The sequence below is a fragment of the Pseudomonas sp. H3_A02 genome, from assembly GCF_054671965.1.
Genome location: NZ_CP162807.1, coordinates 4,627,883 through 4,644,298, shown reverse-complemented (window position 1 = coordinate 4,644,298; position 16,416 = coordinate 4,627,883). Strand labels below are relative to the sequence as shown.

The window sequence follows — 16,416 nt, the reverse complement described above, 5'->3', positions numbered from 1 at the left end:
GGTGTTGCGACGTCCGGTCGGTCCCGATGGGCAATCAGCGTGTATGGTAGGCGGTGCACCCTTGTTAAAGTCGGAGGTGAGTATGAGTACTGCGATGATGACGAAAATGCACATCAACGGTTATGACGTGCTCAGCGTAAACAGCGGCCCTTGGAGAGTCTGTACCCAGGCTGACCGGTTGGGCTCCTTTGCTTCCCGCGAGGAAGCGCTGGCCTACGCGGCTGCGTTGCCGACCCGGAGAAGCCGTAGCGGCCGGCCTGTAAACACCAAATAGGTGGATGTTCGCCAATACTGTTTAGTCGACAAACCCGTGGCGAGGGAGCTTGCTCCCGCTTGAGTGCGAAGCGCTCACAAAAGGGGCTGCTGCGCAGCCCAGCGGGAGCAAGCTCCCTCGCCACAGGGGCTGCGACACAGTCAGGCGCGCGCCAGCTCCAACGGGATCTCCAGGGTAAACAGGGCCCCTTGCCCCGGTCCATCGCTATGGACATGCAGACGGCCGTTCATTTCAACCGCCGCCAGGGCGCAACTGTGCAGGCCAAAGCCATGGCCGTCCTTGCGGGTGGTGAAACCATGGTTGAAGATGCGCGCCAGGTTCTCCGGGGAAATGCCTTCGCCACGGTCCTTGACGCTCAGGCACAACGTCGTTTCGTCGAGGATACGGATTCCCAGGGTCATTTCCCGCGGATGCTCGCTGATGTGCGACATGGCGAATTTGGCGTTGCTGATCAGGTTGATCAGGATCAGCAATAACCTGTGCTTGTCCCCCATGATCGCGGGTACGTCCTGGTAATCCTTGATGACGGTGACGTGATGCCGGCTGAGGGCGCCCGAGTTCATGCGTAGCGCATCTTCGAACAGGTCGCTGATATTGAGCGGTTCGATCAGCCTGGCGGCCCCTGCATAAGTTTGTTGAGTCGTGACGATTTCCTTGATGTGATCGATGCTCTTGGTCAACTGTGCCAATTCCTCGATAAGCAGTCTCTGCTCGGCGGCAATGGAGTCGACCAACTCGTTGAAGTAACGCGGCAGCAACCGGCCTTTTTCATCGAAGGTCATGAACCGGCCAAGATCTTCGGCGTGTTCATTCATCATGTTGACCGCTTTCGTGAGTCCGAGCGTTTTGCTGCTCCTCAGTTTGCGGGTCACCAACTCGGCAGAAATATTGACGCTGTTGAGCACATTGCCGACGTTGTGCAGCACATTCGTCGCGATTTCGGCCATGCCCGCCATTCGGGCCGCATCCACCAGTTCGCGCTCGGCTTCCATCAGCTCTCGGGTGCGCTCCTGCACGCGCTCTTCCAGGCGTTCGTTGGACGATTGCAACGCCTGGTTGATCTGATTGATCACGGCGTAGCTGCGAACCAACCGCACTGCCAGGTAGATCATCAACAGCGCCATCAGGCTGGCGCACACGGCCAGGTAAATGTGGTATTGACGGTCGGTTGCGGCCGTCCTGCGCTGTGTCTCGTTCAACAGCTCATTGATGTTGTCCAGTTCCTGGGCAACCGGGATGACGCTGATGCGGTCAAGCAGGTCATTGACGACCGGTTGCTCCTGGATAACGGTCTTGACGTGCTGGATCAGGCTAATGAAGAGTGTCTGATCGGTCGCGGGCAACCGGTCGATGTACGGTTCCAGCTCAGTTAACTTGCCTTGCACTTCCTTGGCTTTATCCGTGGTGGCATAAAGCGCGAACTCCAGCGTTGTCAGGGCCAATTCAAGCACATTGGACGCCGCGGTCAGGCGCTCCATGGGGCTTTCGATGTTCATGTCCTTGAGCAGCGTTTGAATCTGGTCTTCGACCTGCGGCAACGCATCCAGGGACGTGCGTAGATTGGCGTTGTGTTGTTCGAATTGCTCCACCAGCAAAGTCTTGTTCTTGACGGCATCCACATAACCCTTGCGCCGGGACGCCCAAAGCGCCGACAAAGGACCGGAGTTATTGAGCTGTTCCAACTGCTGCCAGCGACTGTCGGCCTCGGGTGGCGGCGCCAGTGACAGGTTACTGTTCACGCCGATCTTTTTCCTCAGGATCTTGCTGTTCCAGTTCGCGTCGGATTGTTTGAGCTGACGAATGAAGTCGCGGGATTCGAAGTAGGTCGACGAGTCGTACGTGTATGACTTGATCAAAAAGAATATCAGTGCGGAAAACACAATGAGCGCGACGGCCAGCAGGGCGGGCCATTTATATTTTTTTATAAGCGTGGTCACGCTGTTCTCCTGTGGGCACTGATCGAAGGATTCGGTGAATTTCCGGGGAGAGGGAGATGCTCAAGGCATGAGCCGAAGGGGAGGCAAGGTAATCGTCGTACGGTGGATCGTGTCGGTCTGCTTTTGCCTGGGTACACGTTGAGCTCCCTGCTAACGATGAACGTCGGGTTCATTGCCGAGTGTAGCGCTACGAGAGGGGCGGTGCTTGCGAGGACGCTCCGGGATGGAGCGGGCGCGACCAGGCAGGCCGCGCCCGTGGCGTTACTTGATGTCTATGAAGGGCAGGGCGCTGTTCGGCAATACGGTGGTGGGCAGCACGCCATTCCAGCGCTCGGCCTTGGTCAGTTCCACCAGGTTCTGGTTGCTGGCCAAGGCCTGGGCCCGGGCCTTGATAGCCTCGGCTTCGGCTTTGCCGCGCAGTTCGGTCGCCAGCGCGTCTGCCTTGGCTTGGGCTACCTGCGAATCAGCTTCCGCCTGAGCCTGGGTCACCCGGATCTGTGCTTGGACCTGCTCGGTGGCGAGCTGTTGTTCGCGGGTCTTGACCTGGACTTCAGCGGCCATGCGCGCTTCGATGGCTTTTTCGTAGGCGTCGCTGAAATCGATGTTTTCGACCTGGACGCTGTCGATGATCACGGGCCCGGTGATGGTGGCCTTGATGGCCGTGGAAATATCGTTGACCAGTTGAACGCGGTTCTGCACGGCAGCCACGGCGTTGAACTTGCCAAAGACGTTTTCCACCTGGGTCGGCACCTGGCGGCTGATCATCCGGTCACGGATGCCTTCAAGGTCCTTGAACTGGGTATAGACCTTCGCCACATCGGAAGGGGCGATATGCCAGGACACGGAGACCTTGAGCTGGGCGGACTGTTGATCCTTGCTGTAGGCCTGCAGGTCTTCATAAGCCGTGACTTGGCTCTGGACGCTGATCATACGTACGGATTCGATGAAGGGCGTCTTGAAGGACAGACCCGGTTCAACCACCCCGACCAGCGCTCCGTTACGCAGCAGCACGCCGCGCTCGGTCTCGTCGACCGTGTACCAGCTGCCGAACAGCACGCACAACAAGACGATGCCGACGATTGCAGCAACGATGGAGCCGATGGTTTTGCTGGTCACTTTTCTTTCCTTGAGTGGCGGGGTGGGGTTTGCCATAGCGATCTCCAATGCTGAAGCTGCAATAGGTATTTCGAATGCCGGACACGAAAAAGCCCTGAATAATCAGGGCTTTAACGTTAGAAGATGGCGGAGGCGATGGGATTCGAACTCATGGACCTGTTACAGTCGACGGTTTTCAAGACCGTTGCCTTAAACCACTCGGCCACACCTCCGTATTGCGTTGCGGGCGCCATAATACCCGAATGAAACACACTGTCAAACTCTCTACGTAGCTTGTTACAGAGCGTCTGTTATGATCCTTGCCACTGAATGTTTCAAAACCGGAGGAGTGTCGCCATGCGCGAACAGGATTACGCAGTGAACAACAGCGTGCAGGCTGAGCAGCTAGAGGTTAGCCGCGTCCTGCGCAACACTTATGGCCTGCTGGCACTCACACTCGCTTTCAGCGGTGTGATGGCCTACGTCGCACAACAGATGCGGGTGGGTTACCCGAACATCTTTGTCGTGCTGATCGGTTTCTATGGCCTTTTCTTCCTCACCAACAAACTCCGTGATTCGGCCTGGGGCCTGGTGTCGACTTTCGCCCTGACCGGCTTCATGGGCTTCCTGCTCGGCCCGATCCTCAATCGCTACCTGCAAATGCAGGGCGGCGCCGAAGTGGTCAGCTCGGCCTTTGCCATGACCGCCCTGGTATTTGGTGGTTTGTCGGCCTACGTGCTGATTTCCCGCAAGGACATGAGTTTCCTCGGCGGTTTTATCACCGCAGGTTTCTTCGTCTTGATGGGGGCCGTGCTGGCTAGCTTCTTCTTCCAGATCAGCGGCCTGCAACTGGCGATCAGCGCTGGCTTCGTGCTGTTCTCGTCGGTCTGCATCCTGTATCAGACCAGCGCTATCATCCATGGCGGCGAGCGTAACTACATCATGGCGACTGTCAGCCTGTATGTATCGATCTACAACTTGTTCGTCAGCTTGCTGCAGCTGTTTGGCCTGATGGGGCGTGACGACTGATTGTACTGTGATGAGTGAACAGCCCGCTTCGGCGTGATGCTGTTCACATAGTGGAAACGGCGTTTTTCAGAGATGAAAAGCGCCGTTTTTTTTGACATTTTTTGGATGGGTTGGTGTGTATATCCGTTTCTTCGGTAACGGCTACTTAGGGTTCCGCCCTGACGGCGGGGCACTTTTGGAAGAGCCCACTGCGCAATGCCTGCGTTCGGCCAGCGTGGTTTACGGGGCGTCCAGATCAAGATCAAGATCAAGATCAAAAGCAAAGCAAGAGCGGGGGGATGCCCAGCATCTATGTGGCTGAGCCACCGCTATCGCGAGCAAGCTCGCTCCCACACTGGATCTTTGGCTGGCACAAAATCCGTGTGCACCGCAAAACCTGTGGGAGCGAGCTTGCTCGCGATAGCGGTTTCGCAGTCAATGAAGAGGTTGAACAGGCTGGCCTCTTCGCGAGCAAGCTCGCTCCCACAGGGCAAACCAGGCAGACGCCTATGCCATCGGCGGCAATCGCCGCTTGACCGGGGTCTTCTTGACGATGGCCGTATTGGTCTCGGCGTGGATATTGAGCTTGTCCAACACCGTATCCAGCTGTTCCATCGAGCGCACGTGCAGGCGCGCGATGAAGCAGTCGTCGCCGGTGACCTTGTCGCATTCGGTGAATTCAGCGATGCCCTGGATCTGCCGCTCCACCTCCTGTAACTGGCCCGGCAGCGGGCGGATACGCACGATGGCCTGGAGTTGATAGCCGAAGCACTTGGGGTCCACCTCGACGGTGTAGCCCCTGAGCACGCCGCGTTCCTCAAGCCGGCGAAGGCGCTCGGCGACGCTGGGGGAGGACAGGCCACTGAGGTTTGCCAGGGCCTTGAGCGAGCGTCGGGAATCTTCCATCAGGGCACTGATGAGGATCTGGTCAATGTCGTCAGTCATTTCAGCTCCATTAGGCGAATGCGTGAAGTTGCCTTGATAAAAAAGGTCGAAAGGCAGTTTAGCCTTTTTCAAGCCATGGAGAAGGCCCCGGTCGGCTCGGCATACTGTGTCCACTTGCTGAAGGAGCCTGAAGATGGACAAGACCTTACGCCGCGGTTCGCTGGAAATGACCGCCGCCATGCTGATTTCCGGAACCATAGGTTGGTTCGTGCTGGTTTCCGGTTTGCCGGTGCTGGACGTGGTGTTCTGGCGTTGCGTGTTCGGCGCCGTGACCTTGTTATTGATCTGCGCCGGTTTCGGCTTTTTGCGCCCCGGCATCCTCACCCGTACCACCTTCCTGCTGGCGGTGCTCAGTGGTGTGGCGATCGTCGGCAACTGGGTATTGCTGTTTGCCTCTTACTCCCGTGCTTCGATTGCCATCGGCACGGCGGTGTACAACGTCCAGCCGTTCATGTTGGTAGGGCTGGCGGCGTTGTTCCTGGGGGAGAAAATCACCGTGCAAAAACTGTTCTGGCTGGCGGTGTCGTTTCTCGGAATGCTGGCCATTGTCAGTGCCCATGGTGACCAAGGACAGGGCGGCGGTGACTATCTGCTGGGTATTGCGTTGGCGCTCGGGGCTGCGTTGCTGTACGCCGTCGCGGCGTTGATCATCAAACGCCTGACCGGCACGCCACCCCATCTGATCGCGCTGATCCAGGTCAGCACTGGCGTGCTGCTGTTGGCACCTTGGGCGAACTTCTCGGTGTTGCCGCAACACGCCCAGGCCTGGGCCAGCCTATTGACCCTGGGCATGGTGCACACCGGCGTGATGTACGTGCTGTTGTACAGCGCCATTCAACGGTTGCCGACCGCGTTGACCGGGGCATTGTCGTTCATCTATCCGATCGCAGCGATCTTCGTCGACTGGTTCGCCTTCGGCCATCGCCTCGAGCCGCTGCAATGGCTGGGGGTGGCGGCGATTCTGCTGGCGGCTGCCGGCATGCAACAGGGCTGGAGCATCAAGTGGCGTCGCCCAGCCCTGCCGTAGCCCACCGTCCGGGCGTGGATCAGAAGATGTAGTCCGTGGTCAGGAAGTTGGAATCCCGCTCACGGATGATGTCGCTGATCAACGCCTTGTTGCTGTCCTGGAACTTGGTCGCCACCAGTGTGCGGATGGAAAAGGTGCGCAACGCATCGTGAACGGACAAGGTGCCCTCGGCCGAATTCTTGCGGCCATTGAACGGGAAGGTGTCTGGGCCCCGCTGGCACTGGGCGTTGATGTTGATGCGGCCGACCTGGTTGGCGAAGGTGTCCACCAGCTTGCCGACTTGTGCCGGGTTGGTGCCGAAAATGCTGAGCTGCTGGCCGAAATCGGACTCCAGTACGTAATCGACCACCGTATTGAGGTCGCGGTACGGCACGATGGGCACGACCGGGCCGAACTGTTCTTCGTGGTAGACCCGCATCGCCGTGTTCACCGGGTACAACACCGCCGGATAGAAGAATGAGTTGCGCGACTCGCCACCGTGGGCATTCTTCACTTGCGCACCCTTGGCGACCGCATCGGCCACCAGAGAATGCAGGTAGTCGACCTTGCCCGCTTCAGGCAACGGCGTCAGCGCCACACCGTCTTCCCACGGCATGCCGGGTTTCAGGCTGGCGAGCTTGGCGTTGAATTTTTCGATGAATGCCGGCGCCACGTCTTCATGGACAAACAGGATTTTCAGCGCCGTACAGCGTTGGCCGTTGAAGGACAGCGAGCCGGTCAACGCCTCGCTGACCGCGTTGTCCAGGTCCACGTCCGGCAGCACCAGCCCGGGGTTTTTCGCATCCAGCCCCAGGGCGGCACGCAAGCGGTGCGGGCGCGGGTGGAGTTTCTTCAGGTCGCTTGCGGCCTTGTTGGTGCCAATGAAGGCGAATATATCGATCTTGCCGCTGGCCATCAGCGCGCTGACGGTTTCCCGGCCGCTGCCGTAGATCACGTTGATCACACCCGCCGGGAAGCTGTCGCGGAAGGCTTCGAGCAGCGGCCGCACCAACAGCACGCCGAGCTTGGCTGGCTTGAACACCACGGTGTTGCCCATGATCAAGGCAGGGATCAGCGTGGTGAAGGTTTCGTTCAGCGGATAGTTGTAAGGCCCCATGCACAAGGCCACGCCGAGGGGAACGCGGCGGATTTGCCCGAGGGTGTCCTGTTCCAGTTCGAAACGGCTGGAGCGGCGGTCCAGTTCCTTGAGGGCATTGATAGTGTCGACGATGTAATCGCAGGTACGGTCGAATTCCTTCTGGGAATCCTTGAGGTTCTTGCCGATCTCCCACATCAGCAACTTGACTACGGCCTCGCGCTGTTCGCGCATACGCGCCAGGAAGGTTTCCACGTGACGGATGCGCTCGGCGACGCGCATCGTCGGCCATTGGCCCTGGCCGCGATCGTAAGCCCGGACGGCGGCGTCGAGGGCGGAGAGGGCGGTCTCGGCATCCAGCAGCGGCGTGCTGCCGAGGATCACTTGTTCATCGCCCAACTCGCCGGTCAGGTAGACGGGACTGCGGACAACGGCCAGCGGCCCTTGCCAGGTTTTCAAGACGCCGTCGACCAGGTATTCGCGCTGCTCGATCCGCCCTTCGAGGCGGTAGGCGTCGGGGATGTCGGCGGCACCGGGGAACAGGTTGGTGAGGAAGGGGGCGGTGGTCATGTCGTTACTCCATCAATGAAATGAGCCATGGGCGGACGGCTTGCAGGTAGGAAACGCTTTTAGCGTTATACGCCTTTTTTAAGTGGCGGCAGATTGCTTGCGCCGGACGACGTTGTAGGAGCCGCCGAGCGAAGCGAGGCTGCGATCTTTTCCCAAACACTTGAGTCCCAAGTGAAAGATCAAAAGATCGCAGCCTCGCTTCGCTCGACAGCTCCTACACAGCTTCTGCTACGGGATAGGGATCACCAGCGCATCCGCACCCCCATGCTGGTAATGACGCCGTTGAGGTCGTTGTCGTCGACGTCACTGCTGTAATCGGCGCTGACATACAGGCTGACCGCCGGCGTGACCCGTGCCACCAGGCCCAGGCCGACTTCGACGGTGGAGGATTTTCGGCTGCTGCTGATCTTGTCGACCTTATCCAGGGACACGGTGCCAACGTTCTGGACGGTGTGCCACAGGTTGGTTCGCAGGTAGGGTTCCACACCGAGACCGTTGACCTGATAGGTCCCTTTGAGTCGTGCGCCAACACGACCGCTCCAACTGCTCAGTTCATCGCCGTTGCCGTTCTCGGCGTTCGGTGTGTCGAGAGTGACGCGCTGGTTGATCAGTTGTGCCTGGGGTTCGACCACCCAGTGGGTGCTGATGCCGATGGGAAAGCCACCTTCAACCGACAGTGTTACCGCATGGCCTTCGGTGGCCTGGCGCTGGCCTTGTTCGGTACGGCTGTAGCCGTTGACCCGGCCGCCGCTGGCGCTCAGGTCGATGTGCCAGCCTGTAGGGCCGGTGAGGCTCCAATAGGCACCGAGGCTCGAACCTTTCAGGTTGAGGGCATCTTTGCCCGGTTCGGCCTGCGCGGGCATCACCAACACGCCGCCGCCGGTTGAAATGATTTGGTTATGCCCGCTGGTCAGCCCCATGCGCTGGGTATGGCCGCTGTCGTTTCGCAAGGTGAACAGGGCGGGGCTTTTGCCGGAAGCAGGCTCACTTCCGATGAGTGCCGTATCGAGGTGGGTGGGCGGTGTTCGGTCGTACCAGGGTTGCACGGTTTCCTCGGCAGGCCAGGCCTGGGCCTCCATGGATGAAAGCAGCAGCAACGACGTAGAAACGGTATGGAAAGGGGTGGTGAACGCTTGTGGACGGGGGGAAGTTTTCATGGGGGCCTGCCTTGCAATCGCATGCATTTCTCGCTTTTTGGCGTCTCTCCTACCCCGAATGAGGGGCGACCGAATGGATTGAGGCAAGCCTTTGGCGGCCCGTCTTGACGGGTTCCAGAGGCCTGCCCCTGACTGTATTTCCGGGGGTAGTACGGTGTAGTCAAGAAGACTGATGGCAGTGCGTCAAGAAACTGAACGATGAATGGCAAGATGAAATCAGCGCCAATAAAGCGCTGATTTAAATTGGTTATTAAGAAGGCTGTTTAAGCGTAAGACCTCCGTCGCAGCGTCTGCCTACCAACTGATCCGCACACCAATATTGCCGCTTGTGCTCTGTTGCTGGTTGCTGTCGAGGTTGTTGCTGTAGTTGACAGCGGCGTAAACATTGACCGCAGGCGCCAGGCTAACGATGACGCCGACGCCCAAGTCGCCAGTGGAGGCGCGCTGTTGGGTCTCGACCCGCTCCGTATCGTCGAACGTCACCGAATCGGTACCGGAAAACGTGTGCCAGAGATTGGCGCGCAAGTACGGTTCCACGGGCATGCCGCTGACCTGATAGCGACCCTTCAGACGAGCACCGACACGGCCGGTCCAGGCACCGTCGGAATCGAATTCGACCTTGGAGATCCCATCGTTTTGCGTATCCAGGGAAACCTTCTGGTGGATGACCTGGGCTTGGGGTTCGAACACCCAGTCGGAGGTTACCGCGAAGGGATAGCCGGCCTCCGCCGAAACGGTCAGGGCGTGCCCGCGATTATCGATTTTCAGGCCGCGTTCGGAACGGTTGTCGCCGTTCAGTCGCGTGCCCATCACCACGGCATCGACGTAGCCGCCGCTAGGGTCGGTGAGCGTCCAGTAGAGCCCATAGCTGTCGCCGTCGAGTTCTATCTTGCCGGCGTGTCGGCCTTCGAAACCCAGGTTGAAGCCTTTGACCTTGCCGTTCAATTCCGTGTGCCCGACGAAGAAGCCAATGCGCTGGGTCTGGCCGCCGGACAGTTGCGAGCTGTATAGATCGTTGCCCACCTGGAACCCCTTGATCGACCCATCGAACTGCGGCGTCACCGTGCCGGCCCAGGTTTTATTCAGGTCTGTGCCATAGACCCGGCCCCAACCCGCGCCGAATGCGCCGGTTTCCGTGAGCAGGCGCTGGTCACCTTGACGATCATGGAATGTGCTGAGGGCCATCAACGTCAATTGCGCCGCCGCCGGAGGCAGCACCGACCAGGTCGGCACTTCCGGGCGATACAACGGGATGGGCGCCGCGCCAGGCACCGGGGTTGGCAAGGGCGGCAGCGTCGGCACGGGTGGCGCACCCGGCGCGGGAGGCGCGGTCGGGATGGGGGCTGGTACTGGTCCGGCGACCACGGTGGAGCGCAGGTACCAGTTGTTTTCATTGCCGGTCACGCCGCCCTTGAACAGGCGGTAATCGAACGCACCGGCCGAGATGGACTGCCCCTGCGAAAAGGCGTTGATGTCACTGACCGCGCCACCCAGGGCCTGGACCACTTCGATACCGTCCTGGGTCGTCTGTGCGCCCGTGCCGCCGAGGTTCGTGACTATGATGGTGGTAGTGCCGGTGAGCGTCCCGCCATTGACCACCAGTTTGTCACTGGCAGAACCATCGGCACCAACGGCCGTTTGCACATGCAGCTGGCCATTGTTGCCGACGTAGTTGCCCTGGACGGTAAGCGTGTCGTTGGTGCGGGTGTTGCCCTGGGTAAGGTCTATCGTGCCGGCGTTGTTGAGCGTCGCCAGTTGACCGGCGGTAAAAGGCGCGATGACGCCTTGGGTCGCCGTCAGCGTGCTGCCGCTTTCGATGTTGAGCGTCCCGGTGGCGGTGGCGGTGTCACCCAAGGTCAGGGTGTCGTTAAGGTCCAGTTGGGAGCCTTGGGTGAGGTTGATCGTTTCCCAATTGAGGTAACGGGCGCCGGTGCTGGAGGTGCTGCCTTCGAAGGTCAAGACGTCCTGGCCCAACTCACCGTCCACGCTGGGCGTGGTGGCGAGCGTTGTTTCATCGAGAGCACTCAACTGCGCCGTGTCGTTGCCCACACCCATTAAAACGGCGGAGTGAATGAGGCCGCCGCTCCACTGGAACTGGTCATCGCCGGCACTGGCCCGGACCTCGCCGAGTATTTCGCCACCGCTGACGGTGATGCTGTCGTTGCCGCCGCTGACGCTGACATTGCCGCCGATGCGTCCCGCGGAGAGGATGATGGTGTCCTGACCGAAACCGGTCACCAGGTTGCCAATGATATTGCCGCCTGACATGTCGAAAACGTTGTCATCGAGTTTCATGTCGACCCGGCCGATGGTACCGCCGGTCATCTTCGCAACGTCGCCGTCTTCGAATGCGTCAACGATGGTTCCACCGTTCATCTCGAACGTATCGAGGCCGTCCCCTTGGGCCAGGGACAGGATCCTGCCGCCATTCATGATGAAATCGTCCACTCCAGAGCCCTGCTGTACATCGCCGTCGATCACGCCGTTGGCGTTGATCACGATGCTGTCGACGCCGGCGCCGAACGTGACGTCGCCGGTAATGAGGCCGCTGCCGTTGGTGGGCATGGTCAGGCTGTTGTTACCCGAAAGGTCCGTCAGCCCGGGGCTGGTGCCGCTGTCGCAGACATAGGAATCATTGCCTGCGGTCGGTACCAGCGTGCAGGCCGCCATGGCGGAGGATGCGGGTAACAGGAAGGGGGCCGATACGCACAAGGCGTTGAACAGCCGATTGAATCCTTTATCGTGCCGAATCATGTGCTATCCCTCTGCATCGGCATCCCCATGGACACCGGTTCCAGCATCGGTTGCGCAACAGATGGCACACAGGGCCTGGCAACGCTCGCTGTATGGAAAGGCACCCTAGCAACGATTAAAGGGCGTCGCTACTGTCAGAACTTACAGGTCAACGCTCAGAAAGAGGGAGGGAAGGCTCGCTTTACAAATGCACTTCCACCGAAAGCGGCAGGTGGTCACTCAGGTGGGTCCAGGGTTTGTTGCCCAGTATTTGCGGGGAATGACTGCTGGCGTTGCGCAGGTAAATGCGGTCCAGGCGCAACAGCGGGAAGCGGGCCGGGTAGGTCCTGGCGGGGCGGCCAAGGTGCTGCTCGAACGCTTCGTGCAGGTAACCACGGCGGGCAAGGGCGAGGTTGCCGCGCAGTTGCCAGTCGTTGAAGTCACCGGCAATGATCACCGGGGCATCCTCGGGCAGCGAATCGAGCAATTGGCAAAGCAGTTTGAGTTGTAACTGGCGATGGCTTTCCAACAGGCTCAGGTGCACGCAGATCCCATGGACCGCAGCGTGGCCCGGCACATCCAGCACGCAATGCAACAACCCGCGCCGCTCGGGCCCGGTGATGGACACGTCGAGATTGCGAAACTGGCGGATCGGGTATTTGGAGAGCAAGGCGTTGCCATGATGACCATCGGGGTAAACCGCATTACGGCCGTAGGCGAAGTCGCTCCACATGCTGTCGGCGAGGAATTCGTACTGGGACGTCTGGGGCCAGTTGTCGTAGCGTGACGCGTGGCGGTCATGTTCACCCAGTACCTCTTGCAGGAACACCAGGTCGGCGCCGGTACTGCGCACCGCTTCGCGCAATTCGGGCAAGATGAAGCGCCGGTTGAGGGCGGTAAAACCCTTGTGGGTGTTGACCGTCAGGACCCGCAGTCGATGAACCGCCGCAGGCGCGTCCGATTTTTGTATTGGTTCGACGGCTCGCCAATCGGGATCTTGAGTCACGTTCACTCCTGAATCAGACGTACTTGTTCATGCGACTGACCCAAGGCACCGGCAGTTCCGGATTTTTCATACCCTTGTCGATCGCCATCGCGAGCAAGCTCGCTCCCACAGGGACTGGTGGCGTACAGAAGTAGCAGTTCCAATGTGGGAGCGAGCTTGCTCGCGATGGCAGTGGGTCTGAACCGCCGCCATCCGCGAACAAACCCAGCTTTTACAGGTGCGTGTTCAGATGAAGACAATCTCATAGGGCAAACCCATCCGGTCAAGGATGACCCTGGGCAACAAGGGGGCGATGCCGCTCGCCGGTTCGCCGGCGAGTTGGCTGACGTAGGCGTGCATGGCGTGACGTTTGCGGGCGGTGGTCCAGACGTCGAGGCGCAGTTTGCGGGCCCGGTGCCAGGGGATTTTATTTTGTTCGCGGACCGGCCAGTGCCAGGCCCACACCGGGAGCTCGTTGAACGCCACCCCGATCCTGTCGGCGGCCAGCGCCCCGGCGCGTCCGACGGTGTCGTGGTCGCTGTCGCCATCCTGGCGCCAGGTGCTGAACACCACGTCACCGGGTCGCAGGTGACGGGTGATAAAAGAGGCCAGCTCGGCTTCGTGTTCGGCCAGGTTTTTTTCCGGAAAACCGCCGCGCACCCATTGCAGGCCATGGGCGGCGATGCCCAGGCGATGCAGGGCGTCGACGCTTTCCTGGGGGTGGGGACGGTGCGTACGCAGGCGTTCGTCGTTCCACAATGGTGAGCCGGGGTGGGCCAGGGCGCCATCGGTGACCGAGATCAGCAACATAGGCTGGTCCAGGTTGCTCAGCAATTGCAGCAATCCGCCACAGGCCCCGACTTCATCGCCCGGGTGCGGGGCAAGGATGACGGCGCGAGCGCCAGCGGGAATGAGTGTCTGGGTACTGATGATCGGAATATCGGCCAGTTGCGCAGCACTGTTCCAGATTTGCGGGTGCTGCCGGCCAGGCAAGCGAGAGGCGGGCTTCATAAGTGACATCCTTGTATGTGTTCAATCTTTCAGCCATGCACCGGGCCTACTGTCCGATGGCACCGATGTGGGCATGACTGCGATTCACAGCGCTCCGAATCCTGGAGACTACCGCAGGGGAAGTATTGACCATGTCAGCCGATTCGTCTCGTGACATGTGCGTCTGAACTGCATTTTTTTCTTCAAACTGAACGGTGTGGCTGGAAAAACCGCATCCTTGCGGTTCCCATCGGTTAACTGCGAATCGTTCAATCCTCTTCTTCGCGTTGCAGCTCGAACAGCAGCAACGAGCGTCCGGTGACAGAGTATTCGGATTCGAAATCGAAGCGCTCCTGGCCACGAACGGTCGGCTGGTTGGTGTCGACCATGCAGGTCCAGAAACTGCCCTCGGGGACTTCCGGCAAGCGGAAGTTAACGATGTCATGGTGCGCATTGACCACCAGCAGCAGCGTCGCATCGCCACCCTTGCGTCGAATGCCGGTCTCCTGGGCGCGGCCATCCATCAGCATGCCCAGGCAGCGACCATTGCCGTCTTGCCACTGTTCGATGCTCATTTCGCTGCCGTCCGGGGCCAGCCAAGTCACATCCTTGACCCCGATGTCCTCGTTGTAGTTGCCCACCAGGAAGCGTCCGCGGCGCAGGATCGGGTAGGTCAGGCGCAACTTGATCAGGCGTTTGACGAACTTGAGCAGCGCCGCGCCATCCTCGCTCAGGTCCCAGTTGACCCAGCCGATCTCACTGTCCTGGCAATAGGCGTTGTTGTTGCCGTGCTGGGTACGGGCAAATTCGTCGCCGGCGACGATCATCGGCGTGCCTTGGGCCAGCAGCAGGGTGGCGAAGAAGTTGCGCATCTGCCGATGGCGTAGCGCGTTGATCTCGGGATCATCCGTCGGGCCTTCGACGCCATGGTTCCAGGACAGGTTGTTGTTGCTGCCGTCCTGATTGTTCTCGTCGTTGGCTTCGTTGTGCTTGTCGTTGTACGACACCAGGTCATGCAAGGTGAAACCATCATGGGCGGTGACGAAGTTCACCGAGGCGTACGGGCGCCGACCACGTTGGTTGAACATCTCGCCCGAGGCGGTCATTCGGCTGGCGAAGTCGGCGAGCTGGCCGTCATCCCCCTTCCAGAAGGCCCGCACCGTGTCGCGAAACTTGTCGTTCCACTCGACCCAGCCCGGCGGGAAGTGCCCCACCTGATAGCCACCGGGGCCACAGTCCCAAGGCTCGGCGATCATTTTCACCTGGCGCAGCACCGGGTCCTGGCGGCAAGCGACAAGGAAACTGTGGCGCTCGTCGAAACCGTCATGGTAACGACCGAGAATGGTCGCCAGGTCGAAGCGGAAGCCATCGACGTGCATTTCCGTGGCCCAGTAGCGCAGGGAGTCGGTGACCATTTGCAGCACGCAGGGGTGGCTCAGGTCCAGGGTGTTGCCGGTGCCGGAGTCGTTGATGTAATAGCGTTTGTCGTCGGGCATCAGCCGGTAGTACGAGGCGTTATCGATGCCGCGCATGGACAGGGTGGGGCCCTGTTCGTTGCCCTCGGCGGTGTGGTTGTAGACCACGTCGAGGATGACTTCCAGGTTGGCCTCGTGCAGGTGGGCGACCATCTCCTTGAACTCGGCGATCTTGCCGCTGGCCAGGTACCGCGGGTCGGGCGCGAAGAAGGCAATGCTGTTGTAACCCCAGTAATTGGTCATGCCTTTATGCAGCAAGTGCTGGTCATTGACGAAGGCATGGATGGGCAGCAGCTCCACCGAAGAAACGCCCAGCTTGCGGATATGCTCCAGCACATCGTCGACCATCAGCCCGGCGAACGTGCCGCGCAGGTTCTCGGGCACCGCAGGGTGACGCATGGTGAGGCCGCGTACGTGGGTTTCATACAGGATGGTTTTGTCCCAGGGCACGCTGACGCGATGGTCGTGGCCCCAGGTGTGTGCGGGGTCGATGACCTTGCACTTGGGGACGAACGGTGCGCTGTCACGCTCATCGAAACTGAGGTCGCCGTCGGGGTGGCCGATGGTGTAGCCGAACAGGGCTTCGGACCACTTCAATTGGCCGACCAGTTGCTTGGCGTAAGGATCGATCAGCAGTTTGTTCGGGTTGAAGCGATGGCCGTTCGCTGGGTCGTACGGGCCATAGACCCGATAGCCGTAGATCAATCCCGGGTGGGCATCCGGCAGATAACCGTGGTAAATCTCGTCGGTGTACTCCGGCAGCTCGATGCGTTCGAGCTCGACTTCGCCGGCATCATCGAAAATGCACAGTTCGACCTTGGTGGCATTGGCTGAAAACAGCGCGAAATTGACCCCGAGGCCATCCCAGGTTGCACCCAGTGGAAAAGGCAGCCCTTCACGAATCCGCGAGGCCTCGATAACGGGCGGCGGCGTGGTTTTGTTTGGACGGGTCATAGTTGCTCCTGCAAAAAACAGACAGATACAGCGGTGCGGTTCACTTGAAAGGGATGGCATCACCCTTCACCTGTAGCGAGGGGATTTATCCCGTTATGTGGGACAAAGTTGCTTCCTTGTGGGAGCAAGGCTTGCCCGCGATGAAGAGATGCGCTCCTTCAGACATCGAGGCGCCTGCTTCGCGAGCAAGC

Annotated in this window: 12 protein-coding genes and 1 tRNA gene; 3 read left to right on the top strand and 10 right to left on the bottom strand. The window is 59.9% G+C overall.

Features of this window, described 5'->3' with window-relative positions; genetic code table 11:
- The first annotated feature begins 82 nt into the window (after window positions 1-82).
- Window positions 83-274 (top strand): DUF2188 domain-containing protein, encoded by a 192-nt coding sequence (locus AB4N80_RS20355; RefSeq protein WP_122564624.1) that lies wholly within the window; start codon window positions 83-85, stop codon window positions 272-274.
- 140 nt (window positions 275-414) lie between these two features.
- Here AB4N80_RS20355 and AB4N80_RS20350 read toward each other — a convergent pair whose 3' ends face one another.
- From AB4N80_RS20350 to AB4N80_RS20340, 3 genes are all read right to left on the bottom strand, one after another.
- On the bottom strand, window positions 415-2,211 hold the full coding sequence (locus tag AB4N80_RS20350) for a DAHL domain-containing protein (protein ID WP_305470988.1): 1,797 nt from the start codon (window positions 2,209-2,211) through the stop codon (window positions 415-417).
- A 261-nt stretch (window positions 2,212-2,472) separates the two neighbouring features.
- Window positions 2,473-3,327 (bottom strand): SPFH domain-containing protein, encoded by an 855-nt coding sequence (locus tag AB4N80_RS20345; protein WP_122564622.1) that lies wholly within the window; start codon window positions 3,325-3,327, stop codon window positions 2,473-2,475.
- A gap of 124 nt (window positions 3,328-3,451) precedes the next feature.
- A tRNA-Ser gene (locus AB4N80_RS20340) sits at window positions 3,452-3,539 on the bottom strand.
- Window positions 3,540-3,663: 124 nt separating this feature from the next.
- Between AB4N80_RS20340 and AB4N80_RS20335 the strand changes: the two genes are divergently transcribed.
- On the top strand, window positions 3,664-4,335 hold the full coding sequence (locus AB4N80_RS20335; protein ID WP_122564621.1) for a Bax inhibitor-1/YccA family protein: 672 nt from the start codon (window positions 3,664-3,666) through the stop codon (window positions 4,333-4,335).
- A gap of 486 nt (window positions 4,336-4,821) precedes the next feature.
- Here AB4N80_RS20335 and AB4N80_RS20330 read toward each other — a convergent pair whose 3' ends face one another.
- Entirely contained in the window at window positions 4,822-5,259 is a 438-nt protein-coding gene (locus AB4N80_RS20330) for an Lrp/AsnC family transcriptional regulator (RefSeq protein ID WP_122564620.1), read from the bottom strand.
- Between the two features lie 133 nt (window positions 5,260-5,392).
- Here AB4N80_RS20330 and AB4N80_RS20325 point away from each other — a divergent pair, with 133 nt between their 5' ends.
- Entirely contained in the window at window positions 5,393-6,286 is an 894-nt protein-coding gene (locus tag AB4N80_RS20325; RefSeq protein WP_122564619.1) for a DMT family transporter, read from the top strand.
- 19 nt (window positions 6,287-6,305) lie between these two features.
- On the opposite strand, the gene AB4N80_RS20320 is transcribed toward AB4N80_RS20325, so the two are convergent.
- From AB4N80_RS20320 to glgX, 6 genes are all read right to left on the bottom strand, one after another.
- A complete protein-coding gene (locus tag AB4N80_RS20320; protein ID WP_354338722.1) occupies window positions 6,306-7,931 on the bottom strand; it encodes an NADP-dependent glyceraldehyde-3-phosphate dehydrogenase in 1,626 nt (541 codons plus the stop codon).
- 242 nt (window positions 7,932-8,173) lie between these two features.
- The gene (locus AB4N80_RS20315; RefSeq protein ID WP_460078504.1) at window positions 8,174-9,088 is read right to left on the bottom strand and encodes an autotransporter domain-containing protein; all 915 of its coding nucleotides are present in this window, start codon (window positions 9,086-9,088) and stop codon (window positions 8,174-8,176) included.
- A gap of 294 nt (window positions 9,089-9,382) precedes the next feature.
- Window positions 9,383-11,842, bottom strand: coding sequence for an autotransporter family protein (locus AB4N80_RS20310; RefSeq protein WP_460078502.1), 2,460 nt, complete (start codon window positions 11,840-11,842; stop codon window positions 9,383-9,385).
- Window positions 11,843-12,023: 181 nt separating this feature from the next.
- Complete coding sequence (locus AB4N80_RS20305; RefSeq protein WP_305470995.1) at window positions 12,024-12,827, bottom strand: endonuclease/exonuclease/phosphatase family protein; 804 nt, start codon at window positions 12,825-12,827, stop codon at window positions 12,024-12,026.
- 225 nt (window positions 12,828-13,052) lie between these two features.
- Window positions 13,053-13,817 (bottom strand): PIG-L deacetylase family protein, encoded by a 765-nt coding sequence (locus tag AB4N80_RS20300; protein WP_122564614.1) that lies wholly within the window; start codon window positions 13,815-13,817, stop codon window positions 13,053-13,055.
- A gap of 248 nt (window positions 13,818-14,065) precedes the next feature.
- Window positions 14,066-16,225: a glycogen debranching protein GlgX gene (gene glgX, locus AB4N80_RS20295; protein ID WP_122564613.1), complete on the bottom strand. Its 2,160-nt coding sequence runs from the start codon at window positions 16,223-16,225 to the stop codon at window positions 14,066-14,068.
- Window positions 16,226-16,416 lie beyond the last annotated feature (191 nt).

Bases quoted from the DNA above. Each gene is read 5' to 3' on its own strand.
- AB4N80_RS20320 (WP_354338722.1), bottom strand. From the start codon at position 7,931: ATGACCACCGCCCCCTTCCTCACCAACCTGTTCCCCGGTGCCGCCGAC.
- AB4N80_RS20300 (WP_122564614.1), bottom strand. From the start codon at position 13,817: ATGAAGCCCGCCTCTCGCTTGCCTGGCCGGCAGCACCCGCAAATCTGG.
- glgX (WP_122564613.1), bottom strand. From the start codon at position 16,225: ATGACCCGTCCAAACAAAACCACGCCGCCGCCCGTTATCGAGGCCTCG.
- AB4N80_RS20335 (WP_122564621.1), top strand. From the start codon at position 3,664: ATGCGCGAACAGGATTACGCAGTGAACAACAGCGTGCAGGCTGAGCAG.
- AB4N80_RS20315 (WP_460078504.1), bottom strand. From the start codon at position 9,088: ATGAAAACTTCCCCCCGTCCACAAGCGTTCACCACCCCTTTCCATACC.
- AB4N80_RS20330 (WP_122564620.1), bottom strand. From the start codon at position 5,259: ATGACTGACGACATTGACCAGATCCTCATCAGTGCCCTGATGGAAGAT.
- AB4N80_RS20310 (WP_460078502.1), bottom strand. From the start codon at position 11,842: ATGATTCGGCACGATAAAGGATTCAATCGGCTGTTCAACGCCTTGTGC.
- AB4N80_RS20325 (WP_122564619.1), top strand. From the start codon at position 5,393: ATGGACAAGACCTTACGCCGCGGTTCGCTGGAAATGACCGCCGCCATG.
- AB4N80_RS20355 (WP_122564624.1), top strand. From the start codon at position 83: ATGAGTACTGCGATGATGACGAAAATGCACATCAACGGTTATGACGTG.